We start from the raw sequence: 17,738 nt of genomic DNA on the forward strand, positions 1-17,738 counted from the left end.
ACCTGCATCCGGCTCCCACCCGCGCCCTCACCTGTACCCGTGCCACTCCCTCTCTTCGCGCGCCAGTAGATGTCACCAAACTGCCGCGGTAGCGACACCTACTGACGCGCGAAGACAGAGGCGGGTTCGGGCGGCGGGTGAGCGGGGAGGACGAGGCGGGTGAGCGGGCCGGCGCGGATCGGGACGAGGCCGACGGGTCGGTGAGACGAGGCCGGCGGGCCGGGCGAGCACCGGAACAGGCGAGCTGCGCCCGTCACCGCACCGGATCGGGCGTGAGCAGGTGCAGCTCGCGCAGCACGGCGAGCACCTGCTCGTGCCGGTTGAAGGTGTAGAGGTGGATCGACGGCGCGCCGCCGGCCAGCAGTTCGCGCGCCAGCTCGACCGTGTGCTCGACGCCGAGCTCGGGCGCGTACCCGCCGAGCTCCTCGATCTCGCGCTCGAGGCCCGCGGGCGCAGGCCGGCCCGCGAGCGACGCCACCTTGCGCAGCTGCGCGCTCGTCGACACCGGCATGAGGCCGGGCAGGATCGGGATCCGCAGCCCCGCCGCCTGCGCGTCGTCCACGAACGACAGGTACTCCTCGGCCCGGAAGAAGAGCTGCGTGATCGCGAACTGCGCCCCGGCCTCCTGCTTCGCGATGAGCCACTCGATGTCCTCGGAGCGGGAGCGGGACAGCGGATGCCCGTTCGGGTACGCCGCGACCGCCGTTCGCCCCACGCTCGTGAGCGGCGGACGCTCGGCGCGCGCCTCGGTGATGAGCTCCACGAGCTCGAGCGAGCTGAGGGAGCCCGCCACGCTCGGGTCCTCCTCTCCCAGGCCCCGGGGCGGGTCGCCGCGCAGCGCGAGGAAGTCGTGCACGCCCGCGTCCATGATGCCGTGGATCGTCTCCCGCAGCGCCTCGCGGCTCTCGCCCACGGTGGTGAGGTGCGCCAGCGGCAGTGCATCGGTGTGGTCGCGCAGGTACTTCAGCAGGTCGAGCGACGCGTCGCGGTTCGATCCGTTGGCGCCGTAGGTGACCGAGACGAAGTCGGGATCGGCCGCCGAGAGGTGCTGCACCGCATGCCCGAGCGCGAGCGCGGCGGCACCGCTGCGCGCGGGGAACACCTCGAAGGAGAACCGCGCCCGCGTCGGAGCGCTTCCGGTGAGGAGCACCGCGTTCACGAGGGCACGCCGTTCTGGACGACGGATTCCCGCGGCGCGGGCTGTCCGGTGACCCCGTAGCCGGCGTAGGAGAGCGGCTCCGCGGGTGCGCCTCCGCCCAGCTCCTCGCTCGCCAGCGCGGTGCCGCGCACGCGCGCGGCGATCTTGGCGAAGGCGACGTCGCGCGCGAAGTCCGGAGAGCCGTGACGCGGCTTCTCGTCGATGAGGTAGGGCGAGAAACCGCAGTCGTCGGTGGAGCCGAGCAGCTCCGCCGGGATGAACCGGGCCGCGCGCACGAGCTGGTCCCGGATCTGCTCGGCGGTCTCGAGCTTCGGGCTCGTGGGCTTCGTGACGCCGAGCAGCACGCGGGGGGCCGCGGTCTCCGCTCGCGAGCGCTGCCGCAGCTGACGGCCGATCAGCCGGGCCACGCGATCCGGATCCTTCTCGCTCGCCGCCTGCACGAGGAAGTAGCCCGCCTCGATCTGGAAGAGCTCGGGAATCAGCTCCGCATAGTCGATGTCGGCGCTGTGCGCGGAGTCGTTGTCGTTGCCGGGACAGGTGTGCACGCCGACCGCGGCGCGCTCCTCGGGAGCGAGCCGTTCGAGCACCCGGTTGATGAGCTCGATGAATCCCCCGAGCGCCTCCGGACCCGCCCAGGGGGCCCGCACGTCGCGGCGCAGCGCCAGCCTCCCCTCGGTGAAGTCGATCGTGACGCGGGAGGCTCCCGCGGCGAAGCAGCGCCTGATGTCCTCGGCGCAGCCGGACACCACGTCGTCGAGGAACACCGCGCGCGTGTACGCGCCGAGACCCTCCGCGGGTACCATGAGCGAGAGCATCGAGGGCGAGATCACGGCCTGCTTCAACGGCAGCGCGGTGAGCGCGCGGGCCGCGGCGACGTCGTCGGCGGCCCAGGCGCGGAAGCGGAACGGGGCTCGCGCGAGGCTCGGGATCACCCGGTGGTGGCCGTCGGCGAAGACCGCGAACACCGGCCCCTCCTCGACGTCGGCGGAGTCGCTGCCCAGCGGATAGCTCGCGAAGCTCTGCCGCCGCTGCTCGCCGTCGCTGATGATCGGCGAGCCGGTGGCGGTCAGCCGCTCGAGCGTGTCGCGCACCGCGCGGTCCTGCTCCTCGCGCAGCTCGGCCTGGGACGTGAGCCCGGTCTCGGCGTCGAGCACCGCCCGCTGCAGCCGGGCCGGACGGGGCAGCGAGCCGACGGGCTCGGTGGGGAGCTCGCCGGCCGGCCAGGGCCCGACCGCGGCCCCGGGGATCGCTCCCGGGGCCGCGGCCGGCTCCTCGCCCGGATTCGGGGGTGTCACGCCACCCCCGCGCCGCTCAGCTCGGCCGCGCGAACGGCCTGCGCCGCCAGCACGAGGTTGGTGAGGCTCGCCACGGTCTCCTCGTAGCCGCGGGTCTTCAGTCCGCAGTCGGGGTTGACCCACAGCTGCTTCCCCGGGATGCGAGCCGCGGCAATCCTGATGAGCTCGGTCTGCTCCTCGACGCTCGGCACGCGCGGCGAGTGGATGTCGTACACGCCCGGGCCGATCCCGCGCGAGTAGCCGTGCTCGCCGAGCGGCTCCACGACGTCCATCCGGCTGCGGGCGGCCTCGATGCTCGTGACATCGGCGTCGAGCCCGTCGACCGCGTCGATGATCTCGCCGAACTCCGAGTAGCAGAGGTGCGTGTGGATCTGCACCTCGGGGGCCGCGCCGCTCGTCGCGAGGCGGAAGGCGCCGACCGACCAGTCGAGGTAGGGCGCCTGGCGCTCGGCGTCGAGCGGCAGCAGCTCGCGCAGCGCCGGCTCGTCGACCTGCACGACCTTGATGCCCGCCGCGACGAGGTCGTCGATCTCGTCGCGCAGTGCGAGCGCCACCTGCGACGCGGTGTCCCCGAGCGGCTGGTCGTCGCGCACGAACGACCAGGCGAGGATCGTGACGGGCCCCGTCAGCATGCCCTTCACGAGGTGATCGGTGAGCGACTGCGCGTAGGACGACCAGGCGACGGTGATGGGTGCGGGACGCGAGACGTCGCCCCACAGGATCGACGGCCGGGTCGCACGCGTGCCGTAGGACTGCACCCAGCCGTGCTCGGTGACCGCGAAGCCGTCGAGGTGCTCGGCGAAGTACTGCACCATGTCGTTGCGCTCGGCCTCGCCGTGCACGAGCACGTCGAGCCCGATCTCCTCCTGCAGCCGGATGACGCGCTCGATCTCCTCGCGCAGGAAGCCGTCGTAGGACTGCTGGTCGATCTCGCCCCTCGTGAACGCGGCACGGGCCTTGCGGATCTCGCCGGTCTGCGGGAACGAGCCGATGGTGGTGGTGGCGAGCTGCGGGATGCCGAGCGCGGCCTGCGCGTCGCGGCGCTCCTGCTCGGGCGCGCGACGCCGGTCGGCCTCGGTCACGGCGGCGACGCGGGACCGGATGCCGTCGACGCGCACGCCGGGGGCGGCAGCGCGATCCGCGAGCACCCGGTCGACCTCGGCCAGCTCGGCTTCGATCGCGGCCGCGCCGTCGGCGAGACCGCGGGCGAGGATCGCCGCCTGCTCGACCTTCTGGTCGGCGAAGGCGAGCCACGAGGCCAGCCGCTCGTCGAGCTTCGACTCGTCCCTCACGTCGTGCGGCACGTGCTGCAGGTTGTTCGAGGTGCCGATCACGGTGTCGATGCCGGCCTGCTGCAGCTGCGCTGCGAGCCCGAAGGCGGCACGCAGATCGGTGCGCCAGATGTTGCGGCCGTCGACGACGCCCGCCACGAGCTGCGTGCCGGCGAAGGCCCGCGCCAGCTCGCCGGACGCGAGCGCGTCCTGCGGCAGCGAGCCGCGCACCAGGTCGGCCTGCACGGCCTCCACCGGCAGCGCGCCGAGGCGCACGAGCGCACGGGACGAGTCGCCGTAGGGGGCGGTGAGCAGGATCCGCGGACGCTGCTCCGAGGCGCCGAGCGCCGCGTAGGCGCGCTCGACCAGCGCGAGCGCCTGCTCCCGCGGCACGGACAGGGAGTCGGAGACGAGCGCGGGCTCGTCGAGCTGCACCCACGTCGCGCCGGCCGCGGCGAGCGCCGCGAGCAGCTGCGCGTAGACCGCCACCACCTCGTCGAGACGGTCGATCGGCCGGAAGCCCTCGCCCGCCTCGTCGGAGGCCTTCGCCAGCAGCAGGAAGGTGACGGGGCCGACGAGCACCGGGCGGGACTCGATGCCCTGCTCTCCCGCCTCGACGAGCTGCGCGACGAGGTCCGCGGGGTTCGCCGCGAGCGGCGTGCGCTCGTCGATCTCGGGCACGCTGTAGTGGTAGTTCGTGTCGAACCACTTGGTCATCTCGAGCGGCTGGTGGTCCTCGTCGCCGCGCGCCAGCGCGAAGTAGGTCGTCAGATCGCTCGCGGCGCCGGCCGCCACGTCGGCGAAGCGATGCGGGATCGCGCCCAGCGCCAGCGTCGCATCGAGCACCTGGTCGTAGAAGCTGAAGCTCTCGGGCACGGCGCCTCCAGACGCCGGCAGGCCGAGCTCGACGAGGCGGGCGCGGGTCGCCGCCCGCAGCTCGCGGGCGGTCTCGACCAGTTCGGCCTCGCTCGTGGTGCCCTTCCAGAAGGACTCGACGGCGCGCTTGAGCTCGCGGCGGCGGCCGAGACGCGGGTAACCGAGGATCGTGGCGTTGGGCAGGGTCGTCGTTGCGGGCATGCGGGTCCTTCGACTCGTGAGCGGGTTGCGGACGCCCGAGGAGCCTCGGGACACCCTCACGGTATCCCGGGCCCCGGACGTCCGTCCCGCATGTTGCGCCGTATGAATGACGAAGTATTACGCCCGCAACGCGGCGATCCGCGCAGCGCTCCCTACTTCGTCTCCGCCCGGTGCAGGAACGCGGCGGTCGCCTCCCGCGTGGTCGTGGCCTTGGGCTGGAACGCCGCCTTGCCGCCCGGCTGCTTCACCCCGGTCGTGATGCCGTTCGCAGCCATCCAGGTGATCTCCCGCGCGAATTTGTGGTTCTTCGGCACATCGGTGAAGGTGCGCGACCCTCCGGTGCTCGGCAGCTCCGTCCGGTACTGCCGGTACATGAAGGCGGCCATCGCCTCGCGCGTGATGCGGTCGCCGGGTGCGAACTTCAGCTTGCCCCGGGGCTGCTTGATGCCGGTCGTCACCCCGTTCTCGTACGCCCACATGATCTGCGTGTAGAACTTGTGGCCGGGCTTGACATCGGTGAAGGGGCTCTTCGCGGGGGCGCGGTAGGTCTCCCCCGACAGGCGGTACAGGAAGGCGGCCATCGCCTCGCGCGACACGTCGCCCTTCGGCACGAACTTCAGCGTGCCGTTCGGCTGGTTCACGCCGGTCGTGACGCCGTTCTGAGCCAGCCAGTTGATGTCGGTGTAGAACTTGTAGCCCTTCGGCACGTCCGTGAAGTCGCGCAGGTCGAAGTTGCCGAGCTTCACCCGCTTCATCAGCTCGATCTTGATGCGCTTCGCCCCGGAGGCCTTCTCGGTGCCGAAGGGGGTGCCGTCGTAGTAGATCTTGAGGCCGTTGGGCAGGTCGGCGCGCAGCGTGTAGGTGCCGGGCTTCGCGTTGAAGTCGTGGTTGCGCAGCGGGTACGAGGCGCTGCTGTCCCCCGAGAACACGGAGTTCGTGACGTTCTTCGTGTTGCCCGACGCGTCGACGAGCATGAGCTTGTAGGTGCCCGCGGCCGTGTAGGGCGAGACCATGCCGACGGAGACGCTGCCGATGTTGGCGTCGATGTCGATGCCGGTCGCGTTGCCGCTCGCGAGATCGATGGGCGCGTTCCCGCCGTTCAGTCCGAGCGCGAGCGGTGCGCTGTAGTACCCGTCGGCATCGTTGATGTCGACCCAGATGTAGTACTTGGCGGCCTTGAGACCGGAGATGGTCCAGTTCTGGGTGCCCGCACCCGCGGCGGTCGGGTTGTAGCTGAACCCCGAGACGCCCGCCTGGTACCGCTTCCCCTGCTTGCCGGGTTCGTTGACGTAGATCGCGAATGCGCGCTTCTGCGCCAGGGTAGTTCCCGCGGCGAAGACCACCTTCCCGCTGATCTGGCGGGTCGCAGCCGCCTCCGCGGTCGGCACCGGCGCGTTCGCCTGCAGGCCTCCGTCCGAGGCCGCCGCGCCGGGAGCACGAGCGCTCAGCCCCTCGTCGACGACCGCCGCGTCGGCGGGATCCTCGAGATCCGCGCCCTCCGCCGCCCCGGCGGCGGGATCCTCGGCCGCGGTCCCCTGCTCGACCGTCTCCTCGACCGTCGCGGCGTCCGGATCCCGATCCTCATCGGCCCAGGCCGCGCCCGCGGGGAGCACGGCGATCGCCGTGAACGCCAGCGCGGCGACCACCCCCATCGCCAGGGCGCGTCCGCGCGAGAACAGGTCGGTCTTCAGCATGACGCTCATGCGTTTCCCCCTCGGTGCCTCGTCGACCGCCCGCGTCGTTCGCGGAAGACGGTCCGATAGCACGCTACCCGACGGATCCGCCGGGCCCAAGCCCGGACGACCGCGTGATCGCGCGCGGCGCACTTGTCCGCGTACGGTCCTGCGGGGTACCTTGAGCGAGGCGGCGCCGCACGGCGTCCGCCGCCGCGAAGAAGGAGGAATCCATGGCCGACAGCACCCCACCCAACGCGCCGGGAACCCGGCGCGTACTCCCCGCGGATTCGAAGCCGGTCGATCCTGATCGCGTGCAGCGGCTGCTCGCGTCGGAGTGGGAGCGCTTCACGTCCTGGTCGCAGGCCTCGGGCGAGCACAACACGCGCGCCGCCGAGACGCTTCCGCTCGGCGTGACCAGTTCGTTCCAGTACTGGGAGCCCTATCCCATCACGATCGAGAAGGCGCGCGGCGCCTGGCTGACGGATGTCGGCGGCAACCGGCTCCTCGATCTCTCGATGGGCTTCGGCGCCGGACTCGTCGGACATCTGAACCCGCTGGTGGTGGAGGCCGTCACGGAGACGCTCGACAACATCGGCACGCTCTTCGTGACCCCCTCGCCGCAGGCCACCGAGATGGCGGAGCGGTTCAAGCAGCGCTTCGATCTCGACATGCTCCGCTTCACCAACTCGGGCACCGAATCCCTGATGTACGCGATCCGCACGGCCCGCGCCTACACCCGGCGCCGCGCGATCGCGAAGATCGAGGGCGGCTACCACGGCGGTTACGACGCGCTGCAGGTGTCGGTGAAGCCGGCCCTGGAGGACATCGGCCCGGCCGATAACCCGATCCCCGACGCCCCCTTCGACGCCATCACCGGCGACGTCTACGTGGTGGCCTACAACGATCTCGGCCAGCTCGAGCGCGCCTTCCGCGAGCACGGCGACGAGATCGCCGCGTTCGTCGTGGAGCCGGTGATCGAGAACCTCGCCATCGTGCTGCCCGACGAGGGCTACCTGGAGGGCGTGCGCGCCCTCTGCGACCAGTACGGCGTCGTGCTCATCTTCGACGAGGTCAAGACCGGCCTCACCGCCGGCCACGGCGGCGCCGCGCAGCGCCTGGGCGTCAAGCCCGATCTCATCACCCTCGCGAAGTCCATCGGCGGCGGCCTGCCGCTCGCCGCGTTCGGCGGCAAGCAGGAGATCATGCAGGTCGTCGTGGACGGCCGCATGGACCACTTCGGCACCTACAACGGCAACGCGCTCGTGATGGCGGCCGCGCGCGCCGTCGACCAGCTCATCACCCCCGAGGCGAGCCAGGGGCTCGAGGACCTGAACAACCGCACCCTCGACACCATCGACTCGATCATCGGCGAGTACGAGCTGCCCGCGCACACCGTGGGTCTCGGTGCGAAGGGCTGCGTCACCTGGTCCACGACGCCCGTGCGCAACTACCGCGACTACAAGGCCACCGACTTCGGCGTGGCCGAGCTCTCCTGGCTGTGGGGTGTGAACCGCGGCGTGCTGACGCCTCCCGGCCTCGATGAGCAGTGGCTCGTCTCGCTCGCGCACACCGAGGACGACATGGGGATCCTCATCGAGGACTTCCGCTCCCTCGCCCAGGAGCTGCGCGCGTAGTCCGTGAGCCTCCCGTCATCCTGCGCGAGCTTGCGAGTCGCGGGATCCAGAGCCTGAGCACTGTGGATCCTGCGACTCGTTCCTCGCGCAGGATGACGGAAATGGACTGTGCCGTGCCCCTCGTCCCGCTTCGCTCACTCGGTCAGCGGGTCGGCGCGGCCGCCCCCTGAGCCTGTCGAAGGGGGCGGCCGATCCCCCACACGACGCCCCTACTCCACGTAGGGCTCGAGCTTCGCCAGCATCTCCGCGGTGACGTAGGCGCGCACGCGCGTGCCCTCCTCGACGTACTCGGTCGACAGCACGCGGTTGCGCTCGTGCATCTCGGCCACGAGTTCGCCGCGGTCGTAGGGGACCACGACGGTGACCTCTCGATCCGGAACCGGCAGCGCTGCGTCGATCCGGCGCCGCAGCTCCTCGATCCCCTCACCCGTGCGGGCCGAGACGAACACGGCGTCCGGCGCCAGGCCGTGCAGCACCATGCGCTGCGACTCGTCGAGCAGGTCGGCCTTGTTGAAGGCCACGAGCTCGGGGATGCCCTGCGCGTCGACCTCGGCGATCACGTCGCGCACGGTGCGCAGCTGCGCCTCGGGATCGGGGTGGGATCCGTCGACCACGTGCAGGATCACGTCGGCCTCGCCCACCTCTTCGAAGGTGGAGCGGAAGGCCTCGACCAGCTGGTGCGGCAGATTGCGCACGAAGCCGACCGTGTCGGCGTAGGTGAAGCGGCGCCCGTCGGCGGTCTCCGCGTGGCGCACGGCGGTGTCGAGCGTGGCGAAGAGCTGGTTCTGCACGAGCTCCTGCGTGCCGGTGAGGCGGTTCAGCAGGCTCGACTTGCCCGCGTTCGTGTAGCCCGCGATCGCCACCGACGGCACCTCGCCGCGCTTGCGGTTGGCGCGCTTGGCATCGCGTGCCGGCGCGAAGCCGGCGATCTGCTTGCGCAGCTTCGCCATGCGCGTGTGGATCTTGCGCCGGTCCAGCTCCATCTTCGTCTCACCGGGACCGCGCGAGCCCATGCCCGCTCCCGCGGAGCCCACCTGGCCGCCCGCCTGGCGCGACATCGACTCGCCCCAGCCGCGCAGGCGGGGCAGCAGGTACTCGAGCTGCGCGAGCTCGACCTGGGCCTTGCCCTCGCGGCTCTTCGCGTGCTGGCTGAAGATGTCGAGGATCACCGCGGTGCGGTCGATCACCTTGACCTTCACCACGTCCTCCAGCGCGCGGCGCTGCGAGGGGGCGAGCTCGGTGTCGGCGATCACCGTGTCGGCGCCGACGGCCGCCACGAGCTCGGCCAGCTCCTGCGCCTTGCCCTTGCCGAGGTAGGTCGCCGGGTCGGGAGTGGCGCGGCGCTGCAGCAGTCCGTCGAGCACGCGGGCGCCCGCCGTCTCGGCGAGCGCGGCGAGCTCGCGCAGGGAGTTCTCGGCGTCCTCGGAGCTGTTGCGGTTGGAGCCGGTGTAGACCCCGATGAGCACGACATTCTCGAGGCGCAGCTGCCGGTACTCGACCTCGGTGACGTCCTCGAGCTCGGTGGAGAGCCCGGCGACGCGCTTCAGCGAGGCGCGATCCTCGCGCTCCATGCGGATCAGCTCGAGGTCCTCCGCGAGCTGATCGTGCTCCTCGTCGCCGAGCGCCTGGGCGCCCTGGCCGAGCAGCTCGGCTCCGCGATCCCGGATCACCGTGGCGGATCCCGATCTCGCGGCGCGGGAGAGCACCCGATCGAGCGGGTCGTCGCTCGCCCGGGGAGTGGTCGTACCGGTGCCTTCGCCCGTCAGGTGCTCGGTCGAGTCGAGCGCGTCGTCGCGCGGCTCGTCGGTTTCGAACGTGCGGGCTGAATCGTCTGTGAAGCGTTTCGTCATCTGGCCTCCAGTGTACGCGGATCCGCGCCGGGCGTGTCGGCCGTTCGCCGTGGGCGCAGACCCCTCCCGCGCGACCGGGGAGACGACCGGCCGCGCGACCCTGCGGGCGAACCGTTGCGCCGGCCGTGCCGACCGCGCGGTCATCTCCCGAGCACGGATCGCGGAAGCAGCGCCGCCCGCAGTCGGGCGCGCCACCCGGTCCGGGAGCGCAGGGCGGCGGTGACGAGCTCCAGCGCGGCGATGAGCGGCTCGGGATCCCGCATGGGGGCGCCCTCCGGCGCCGCCGCGTAGAGCTCCTCGACGACGGCGCGGGCCACACCCGCCGCCTTCTCCTCGGCCGCCCCGCGCCCGGTGCCCCCGTGGGCGGCATCCTCGCGCGCGCCCGCCCCGCCCGCCCGGTCGGCGGCCTCGGCCGCACCGCCCAGCAGTCCGCGCGCGGAGAGGTACTCGACGACGGCCTCGGGCGTGCGCGCCCGTGCCGGGGCCGAATCGGGCAGGTAGACCCCCAGGTCCACCGCGGTGTCCACGAGCTCGGCCCAGGCCTGCGCCGCGGGGGCCTCACCGCGCCCGATGCGACGCCTCCGGAGCATCCGCCGCGCCAGGCGCACGCCCGGGGCGATGCACAGCAGGATCAGGATCAGGCCGACCGCCCCGAGCACGATCCCCGGGGCGAGCGGTGCCGCGTTCGCGGCGCCGTCCGGTGCGTCCGTCGCGGCATCACCGGCGTCGGACTCCTCGGGCTCCCCCGCCTCGTCCGGCTCATCCTCGGTCGGCGTCGACGGATCCGGCTGATCGACGAGCGCCGACGGCCCGTCACCCGTCTCCGCCTCGCCGCGATCCGGCTGACCGGTCTCGGCACGGTATCCCGCGCCTCCCGGTGTCGGCTCGAACGGGACCCACCCGAACCCCTCCACGTGGATCTCGGGCCAGGCGTGCAGCTCGCGCGCCCGCACCGACGTCCATCCCGCTCCGCTCTGACGGGAGACGTACCCCACCGCCACCCGGCTCGGCAGCCCCAGCGAGCGGGCCATGGCCGCGTAGGTGGAGGCGAAGTGCACGCAGTAGCCGGACCGCTGGGCGAGGAAGGCCTCCATCATGGCGTAGGGGTCCTCGGGATCGGCGCCGGGCTCGTAGGGCGCACGCTCGTCGTAGACGAACTCCCCCGAGCGGAACCATCCCTCGAGCAGGCTCGCGGCGATCAATCGCCGATTCGCCTCGGCGTCGACCTCCCGCGACGGACCGGACACCACGACGGCCTCACCGTCGATCATGTACCCCGCGTCCGTGCCGGCGACCCCGCCGCCCGAACCGTCGCTCCGGGAGAACGTCGCGGGCGAACCGGGGTCGAGGGAGGACAGGTAGGAGGCGGTCGGCCCCGCGCCCGGCTCGGACGAGGCGGTCCCCTCGGGATCCAAGGGCGCCGTAGCCTCGCGCGCCGCTGCCGTGATCGCGTCGGGGATTCCCTCGGGCAGCGCGAGATAGCGATCGGGATCCGTCAACTCATCCGCGCCGGAGCTTCTGACCGGGTTCCCCGAGGCGTCGAACGCGAACGGGTTCTCGATGAACACGCGGTATCCGTCGCCCGGACGCGTCAGCGCCGTCTCTGAGCGCGCCGTCGCGGAACCGGCGATCCAGCTCCACTGCGAGGGATCGAAGGATCCGCCGGAGGCTTCGACGCGCGCCGCCCGCGACGGCATCGGCAGCCACGAGCTGAGGAGCCCCTTGACCCGGATGGAGACGAACGACTCGGCCCCGAACGGCCCGGTGGACGTCCCCATCTCCTCGGAGGCGGCCGCTCGTGCCGACCCCACGTTCGCCCCGCTCGCGTCGAAGGCGTCCTCGGGCAGCCAGGTCCCCTGGTCGAAATCCGAGAGCACGGCCAGCGTGAATCGCGCCGTGCTGTTCCCGAAGCCATCGCTGTCGGTGCTCCCCCGGTACTCGAACGCGACCGTGCCGCTGCGCTCCTGCAGATCCCGTGCCAGCGCGATCGTGACGTCCGGCACGCCCGACGAGACCGGGGAGACCGAGACCGCGGCGGAGTTCCAGACCCGGTCCGGGGCCGGGGGCAGGGCCGCGACCAGCCCGGCGGCGAGCGCGAGCGCGAGGCCGGTCGCCGCGATCCCCCGCCAACGGCCGACCGATGGCGGGGCACCCGTCCACAGGAGCAGGAGTAGCAGCGCACCCGTCCACAGCAGCTGCGGCGCCGGGACGCGCAGCGAGGTCACCGCCACGGGCGCGAGCAGGAGCACCGCCGGGATGATCCCGGATGCGAAGTAGAGGCCGAAGCGGATGAGCAGCAGCGAGGACAGGGCCAGCCCCGCGAACCACGCAGACAGCACGACGTCGAGCAGGGCCCCCGACAGTTCGAGCGGCGGAACGCCCTCGGACACCGCGAGCCACGTCTCCTGGATGAGCCGCAGGGGCTCCCGGAACCACCCCCGCAATCGGCCGTCCTGCAGCATCGACCAGGCGAGCAGGCCGGCGCCCGCGACGACGCCGATCGCCCATGCCCGAAGCCTCAGAGCGGGCCGGACGATCTGCACCGCGCCGCCCACGAGCACCACCGCGGCCATCGAGCCCAGCGCCCGCCACGTCCAGGCGCCGCCGACGAAGACCTCCCGCAGTCCGATCAGGCCCACGATCCACAGCGCGCACAGCAGCGCGGCCCCGACGAGCGGCCGCCACGTTCTCGGGGCGCGGGTGTCACCCATGGCGCGTCCCTCGGCCCCGGGGCGCCGCCATCGCCGTCGCCGCCGTCGGCCCGTTCGTCGCCGAGGCGGTCCGAGCCGTCCCCGCCGGAACGACTCGTGAGGTCGTCTCGTCGGCCCGGCGGGCCCGCACGAGCTCCCATCCCGGGGGAAGTGCGGTGCGGGGACCCGGGTCCCGGCCTCCCGCCGAGACCGCGACCACGATCCCCGCCGAGGAGCGCGAGGCGAGCGCCGCGACCGCGGGAGTGACCGCGCCGGTGACGATCGCAGTGGGCCGGAACGCGGGTGAGCCGATCCCTCCGTCGCCGGATCGGGCCGGATCGCTCGCAGGCTCCGCCCGCGCGAGGGCGCGGAGCGCATCCGCGACGGAGGAGGTCGAGCGCTCGATCACCGGCGCGCCGCCCGCGCTCCTCACTGTGCACAGCGTCACGGCGACCCGACGACCGTCTCCGCCGCGCGCGCCACCGGGTCCCGCGCGCAGCGTCACGAGTGTCGCAGCGAGCGAGACCGCGTGCTCGAAGTCCGCGTGCTCGGCCTCCGCGCCGGGCCCTCGATACGCGCCGGGATCCAGCATCAGCGCTATCGCGAGCTGCTCCCCCGCGCCGTGCTCCGGGACGTTGACGAGCAGCCGATCCTGCCTGGCGCTCTGCTTCCAGTGGACGCGACGCGGCGGGTCCCCGGCACGATACTCCCGCAGCCCGCCCCCGGCCTCCTCGGCGCTGCCTCCACCGCGTCCGCTCCCCGACGCGGAGTCGGCGGCCGGTCCCGAGGCCGCGCCGCGCGCGCCGGCCCGCCCCGCGAGCCCGGGCGGCAGGTGCTCGGCCGGCAGCAGCGTCGGCAGCACGAGCACCTCGGTGCGCGCGCCGAGCGGGATCCTGACCCTCGCGATCCCCCAGGGGTCGGAGACGACGAGCGCCGAGGCCGCGAGCGGAAGCGGGCCGCGCCGCTCGGCCGACCACTCCGCGGTCTGCCGCGCCTCCCCGAGACGGGGCAGCAGGAGCGGCAGGATCCGGCCGCCGTGCGGCCCCTCCCACATCAGTTCGGCGCTCTGCGAGAAGGGCAGGCCGTGCCGCACGGAGGCGGTCGTCGTCACCGTGTCGCCCACGGCCGGGGTGAGCAGGTCGCTCGAGACCTCGGCTCGAGCGCGCATGCGCATGCGGATGAGCACCAGCCAGGCGAGAGCCACCACGAGCACCGCCGCGACGAGCGCCGCGAGGGCCAGCAGATCCCGCAGCCGCACCGCGGCCCAGAGCGCGCAGACGGCGGCCGCGAGCACGAGCAGCGCCAGGCCGCGCCGGGTGAGGCTCAGCCGGATCGCGCCCGGCTGCCGCGGCCGGCCGGTCATGGCAAGCCGGGGACCGGAGTGCGGGCGACCACGTCGCGAACGACCCCGGCGGCCGTGGCGAGCGCGTCGGCGGCGGAGGCGTGCAGATCGCCCGTGACGATGCGATGCGAGAGCACGATCCCGGCCATCGCCGCCACGTCGTCCGGGGAGGCGTAGGCGCGGCCCGACATCGCCGCCCTCGCCCTGGCCATGTGCGCCAGGTGCAGCGAGGCCCGCGGGCTCGCCCCGTGGGCGATCCCCGGATGCTCGCGCGTGGCCGACACGATCGTCACCAGGTAGCGCGCCACCTCCGGCGCCAGGTGCACGCGGGACACCGCACGTCTCGCGGCGACGACCCGGTCGAGCGGCACGACCGCGTCGACCTCGGCGAGCACACCCTCGGCCGGGTGCGGGCCGAGCAGCGAGACCTCCGCCTCCAGTGACGGATAGCCCAGGGAGATGCGCGTCATGAAGCGGTCCCGCTGCGCCTCGGGCAGTGGGAAGGTGCCCTCCATGTCCTGCGGATTCTGCGTGGCGACCACCATGAACGGGTTCGGCAGCGGATAGGTGGTGCCGTCCACCGTCACCCGCGCCTCGCCCATCGCCTCGAGCAGGGCCGACTGGGTCTTGGGCGTGGAGCGGTTGACCTCGTCGGCGACGACGACGTTGGCGAAGATCGGACCGTCGTGGAACCGGAACTCCTTCGTGGACTGGTCGAAGACCGACACGCCGGTGACATCGGTGGGCAGCAGGTCGGAGGTGAACTGGATGCGCGCCGCATGCGCGCCGAAGCTGCGCGCGAGTGCCGAAGCCAGAGTGGTCTTGCCCACTCCCGGCACGTCCTCGATGAGCAGGTGCCCGCCCGCGAGCAGGGTGGCCACCGCCGCGTCGATCTCGAGGGCCTTGCCCACCACGGCCTTGCCGACCTCGTCGGCGATCCCGCGCGCGATCGCCGCGACGGCCTCCGCCTCTTGTGCCGTCGTCTGCGTCATCGGTCCCGCCATCAGTCCTGTCGTCCGCGCCGGAGCCGTGGGACGGTCGGCGCTGTCTGTCCCTCTATGCTCCCACGCTCCGCCGAGAACACGCCGCGCGGCCGCGCGGCGGCGGCCATCGGCGTGCGGGCACCCCTGCGCCTGGAATACTTGAGGGGTGACGCAGCACTACTTCTCAGAGACGCCCGCGGGCGAGTATCGGGCCCGGGAGATCGAGGTGCGCCTCGCGGGGGCGCCCCGCACCGTCCTCACCGCCGGCGGCGTCTTCAGCCCCGAGCACCTCGACCGGGGCACCGCGGTGCTGCTGCGATCGCTCGAGGATACGGGCGAGGGCTCGGGCCCGATCCTCGATATCGGCTGCGGGTGGGGGCCGATCGCGCTGGACGCCGCGCTGCGCGCGCCCGAGCGGGAGGTGTGGGCCATCGACGTCAACGAGCGGTCGCGGGAGCTCACCCGCACGAACGCGGCGCGTCTCGGCCTCGCGAATGTGCGCGTCGGGAGCCCGGACGACGTGCCCGCGGAGCTGCGGTTCACCGACATGCGCTCGAACCCCCCGATCCGCGTGGGCAAGGACGTGCTGCACGGGATCCTGCGGCAGTGGCTCCCCCGGCTCGCCGACGGCGGCACGGCGCGTCTCGTGGTGGCGAAGCACCTCGGGGCCGACTCGCTGCAACGCTGGATCGCCGCGGAGTTCCCCGAGCTGGAGGTGGATCGCGCGGCCCGGGACAAGGGCTTCCACGTGATCCGCGCCCGGCGCTGAGGGCGCCCGCCTCTCTCTTTCTCTCTCCCCCCACCGGAAGACATCTTCGCGCGCCAGTAGTTGTCAGCAAAACCTCCGTTTCATAGCAACTACTGACGCGCGAAGATCGGGAGGCTGGGGGTGGGATCGACGCGTCTCAGATTTCGTAGACACCTGTCCACGAAAGCTGCTAGCCTGAGGCCATGGGCGAGCAGGCACCGCAGGAGGACGCCCGGAGGCGGGCGAAGCGCTCGAACGATCCGCGGGCGGAGCGCGTGCGGAACGACCTCTTCGCCGCCGCGGAGCGCATGGGCCTCCAGGGCCTGCCCATCTCGGTGAGCTCGCTCGTGCAGCAGGCCGGCGTGAGCCGATCCGCGTTCTACGTGCACTTCGCGGATCTCGGCGACTTCGCCCTCCGCCTGCAGCAGCTCCACTTCGATGCGATCGCGCAGGCCGCCGAAGCGGATCTCCTCTCGGATCCCGGGGCCGCGATGCTGCAGTCGCAGCGCGACCTCGTCGCCCACTTCGCCGCCAATCGCGATCTGTACCGGCTCGCGTTCTCGGTCGCCGGCACCACCGGCATCGGCGAGGACACCGCGGCCGCGCTCGAGCGGGCGATCCGTCGGCACATCGACCTCTTCTGCTCGCCGCCCCCGGGCATCCGACCGGATCTCGCGTCCGCCTACATCGCGGGTGCCGCCACCAATCTCATCGCCGCGTGGCTGCTCGGCACGGCCTCGGTCGACGAGGAGACGCTGGCGCAGCACCTCTTCGCGCTCATGCCGCCGTGGATGCACGACGGCGGGCGCGCACAGCCCCCGTCGGCCAGCGGGCGACGGGCCCCGGAGAAAGGAACGAATCGGTGAAAGCTTCAATCGTCAGGGAACTCGGCTCGGGCTTCGAGATCGCGGAGGTCGATCTCGCCGCACCGACGGGCCGCGAGGTGCGGGTCGAGGTGCGGGCGTCCGGCCTGTGCCACTCCGACGAGCTCGCGGCCAATCACGATCTCGGCTACGCGGCCCCGATGGTGCTCGGCCACGAGGTCGCGGGCGTCGTCGCGGAGATCGGGCCGGAGGTGACGCAGTTCGCGGTGGGCGACCACGTCGTCGGGTGCCTGGTGCAGTACTGCGGCACCTGCAAGAACTGCATCGCGGGCCGCACCACCATCTGCCTGCACCCCGACGCGACTCTGCGGGCACCCGGAGAGGCGCCCCGCATCTCCGAGAACGGGGCGCCCGTGGCGCAGGGCATGGGGCTCGGCGGCTTCGCCCAGCAGGTGCTCGTGCACGAGAACCAGCTCGCGCCCGTGCCGGAGGAGATGCCGTGGCCGCAGGCCGCGCTCCTCGGCTGCGGCGTGGTGACGGGCGCCGGAGCGGTGCTGAACACCGCGGACGTGCAGCCCTCCGACACGGTCGTGGTGATCGGCCTCGGCGGGGTCGGCCTCAACGCGATCAACGGAGCGGTCACCGCGGGGGCCGCCACCATCATCGCCGTGGACATCGCGGACGACAAGCTCGAGCGCGCCAAGGCCTTCGGCGCCACCCACGTGATCGACTCCACGCAGACGGATCCCGTCGCCGAGGTGCGGGAGATCACCGGCAGCGGCGCCGACGCCGTGTTCGACTTCGTCGGTGTGGGAGCGGTCACCGAGCAGGCCCTCGAGATGGTGGCGCCCGGCGGCGGCCTCTACCTCATCGGCGTGCTCGATCCCGCCGCGACGCTCTCGATCTCCTCGATCGGCATGCTCACCGGCAGGAAGCGCATCGAAGGCGTGTACATGGGCTCGACGAACGCCAAGCGGGACATCCCGCTCTACGCGAAGCTGTACCTCGAGGGCCGCTTCGAGCTCGACTCGCTGGTGTCGAAGGAGATCTCGCTCTCCGAGATCGACGAGGGCTACGCCTCGCTCAAGGATCCGAAGATCGCTCGCGTGGTGGTCACGGACCTGTCGTAGCGCAAGCGATGCTCCGCCGAGTCGCCGCTCGGCGGAGCACGGCGGGCGCCGTCGTGCCG

12 protein-coding genes are annotated in these 17,738 nt (G+C 72.5%); 4 read left to right on the forward strand and 8 right to left on the reverse strand.

Features of this window, described 5'->3' with window-relative positions; translation table 11 throughout:
• Positions 1-253 precede the first annotated feature (253 nt).
• The 4 genes from ACWKZU_RS17650 to ACWKZU_RS17665 all read right to left on the reverse strand — a co-directional run bounded on the left by ACWKZU_RS17650 (position 254) and on the right by ACWKZU_RS17665 (position 6,505).
• Entirely contained in the window at positions 254-1,159 is a 906-nt protein-coding gene (locus ACWKZU_RS17650) for a methylenetetrahydrofolate reductase (protein WP_449283644.1), read from the reverse strand.
• On the reverse strand, positions 1,156-2,454 hold the full coding sequence (locus ACWKZU_RS17655; RefSeq protein WP_449283645.1) for a hypothetical protein: 1,299 nt from the start codon (positions 2,452-2,454) through the stop codon (positions 1,156-1,158). Before ACWKZU_RS17655 ends, ACWKZU_RS17650 begins: the two co-directional genes overlap by 4 nt.
• Positions 2,451-4,802: a 5-methyltetrahydropteroyltriglutamate--homocysteine S-methyltransferase gene (metE, locus tag ACWKZU_RS17660; RefSeq protein ID WP_449283646.1), complete on the reverse strand. Its 2,352-nt coding sequence runs from the start codon at positions 4,800-4,802 to the stop codon at positions 2,451-2,453. The genes ACWKZU_RS17655 and metE overlap by 4 nt, the downstream gene beginning before the upstream one ends.
• Positions 4,803-4,954: 152 nt before the next feature.
• Complete coding sequence (locus tag ACWKZU_RS17665; RefSeq protein ID WP_449283647.1) at positions 4,955-6,505, reverse strand: S-layer homology domain-containing protein; 1,551 nt, start codon at positions 6,503-6,505, stop codon at positions 4,955-4,957.
• Between the two features lie 203 nt (positions 6,506-6,708).
• Between ACWKZU_RS17665 and ACWKZU_RS17670 the strand changes: the two genes are divergently transcribed.
• The gene (locus ACWKZU_RS17670; protein ID WP_449283648.1) at positions 6,709-8,112 is read left to right on the forward strand and encodes an aspartate aminotransferase family protein; all 1,404 of its coding nucleotides are present in this window, start codon (positions 6,709-6,711) and stop codon (positions 8,110-8,112) included.
• 209 nt (positions 8,113-8,321) lie between these two features.
• On the opposite strand, the gene hflX is transcribed toward ACWKZU_RS17670, so the two are convergent.
• The 4 genes from hflX to ACWKZU_RS17690 all read right to left on the reverse strand — a co-directional run bounded on the left by hflX (position 8,322) and on the right by ACWKZU_RS17690 (position 14,986).
• Positions 8,322-9,962: a GTPase HflX gene (gene hflX / locus ACWKZU_RS17675; protein WP_449283649.1), complete on the reverse strand. Its 1,641-nt coding sequence runs from the start codon at positions 9,960-9,962 to the stop codon at positions 8,322-8,324.
• A gap of 140 nt (positions 9,963-10,102) precedes the next feature.
• Entirely contained in the window at positions 10,103-12,673 is a 2,571-nt protein-coding gene (locus ACWKZU_RS17680; RefSeq protein WP_449283650.1) for a transglutaminase-like domain-containing protein, read from the reverse strand.
• Entirely contained in the window at positions 12,666-14,015 is a 1,350-nt protein-coding gene (locus ACWKZU_RS17685) for a DUF58 domain-containing protein (RefSeq protein ID WP_449283651.1), read from the reverse strand. Before ACWKZU_RS17685 ends, ACWKZU_RS17680 begins: the two co-directional genes overlap by 8 nt.
• Positions 14,012-14,986 carry an AAA family ATPase gene (locus tag ACWKZU_RS17690; RefSeq protein ID WP_449283652.1) on the reverse strand — a complete coding sequence of 325 codons (975 nt, stop codon included), beginning with the start codon at positions 14,984-14,986 and terminating at the stop codon, positions 14,012-14,014. Before ACWKZU_RS17690 ends, ACWKZU_RS17685 begins: the two co-directional genes overlap by 4 nt.
• A gap of 157 nt (positions 14,987-15,143) precedes the next feature.
• On the opposite strand from ACWKZU_RS17690, the gene ACWKZU_RS17695 reads away from it, so the two are divergent.
• The 3 genes from ACWKZU_RS17695 (at position 15,144) to ACWKZU_RS17705 (ending at position 17,679) form a co-directional block, all read left to right on the forward strand.
• Complete coding sequence (locus tag ACWKZU_RS17695) at positions 15,144-15,746, forward strand: class I SAM-dependent methyltransferase (protein ID WP_449283653.1); 603 nt, start codon at positions 15,144-15,146, stop codon at positions 15,744-15,746.
• 182 nt (positions 15,747-15,928) lie between these two features.
• On the forward strand, positions 15,929-16,591 hold the full coding sequence (locus ACWKZU_RS17700) for a TetR/AcrR family transcriptional regulator (RefSeq protein WP_449283654.1): 663 nt from the start codon (positions 15,929-15,931) through the stop codon (positions 16,589-16,591).
• Positions 16,588-17,679 carry a zinc-binding dehydrogenase gene (locus tag ACWKZU_RS17705; RefSeq protein ID WP_449283655.1) on the forward strand — a complete coding sequence of 364 codons (1,092 nt, stop codon included), beginning with the start codon at positions 16,588-16,590 and terminating at the stop codon, positions 17,677-17,679. Before ACWKZU_RS17700 ends, ACWKZU_RS17705 begins: the two co-directional genes overlap by 4 nt.
• Positions 17,680-17,738: the final 59 nt, after the last annotated feature.

The organism is Leucobacter sp., from assembly GCF_053528595.1.

What these genes read in the sequence shown, in the direction of transcription:
- hflX (WP_449283649.1), bottom strand. Translation starts at nt 9,962, where the DNA reads ATGACGAAACGCTTCACAGACGATTCAGCCCGCACGTTCGAAACCGAC.
- ACWKZU_RS17680 (WP_449283650.1), bottom strand. Translation starts at nt 12,673, where the DNA reads ATGGGTGACACCCGCGCCCCGAGAACGTGGCGGCCGCTCGTCGGGGCC.
- ACWKZU_RS17665 (WP_449283647.1), bottom strand. Translation starts at nt 6,505, where the DNA reads ATGAGCGTCATGCTGAAGACCGACCTGTTCTCGCGCGGACGCGCCCTG.
- ACWKZU_RS17685 (WP_449283651.1), bottom strand. Translation starts at nt 14,015, where the DNA reads ATGACCGGCCGGCCGCGGCAGCCGGGCGCGATCCGGCTGAGCCTCACC.
- metE (WP_449283646.1), bottom strand. Translation starts at nt 4,802, where the DNA reads ATGCCCGCAACGACGACCCTGCCCAACGCCACGATCCTCGGTTACCCG.
- ACWKZU_RS17700 (WP_449283654.1), top strand. Translation starts at nt 15,929, where the DNA reads ATGGGCGAGCAGGCACCGCAGGAGGACGCCCGGAGGCGGGCGAAGCGC.
- ACWKZU_RS17670 (WP_449283648.1), top strand. Translation starts at nt 6,709, where the DNA reads ATGGCCGACAGCACCCCACCCAACGCGCCGGGAACCCGGCGCGTACTC.
- ACWKZU_RS17690 (WP_449283652.1), bottom strand. Translation starts at nt 14,986, where the DNA reads ATGACGCAGACGACGGCACAAGAGGCGGAGGCCGTCGCGGCGATCGCG.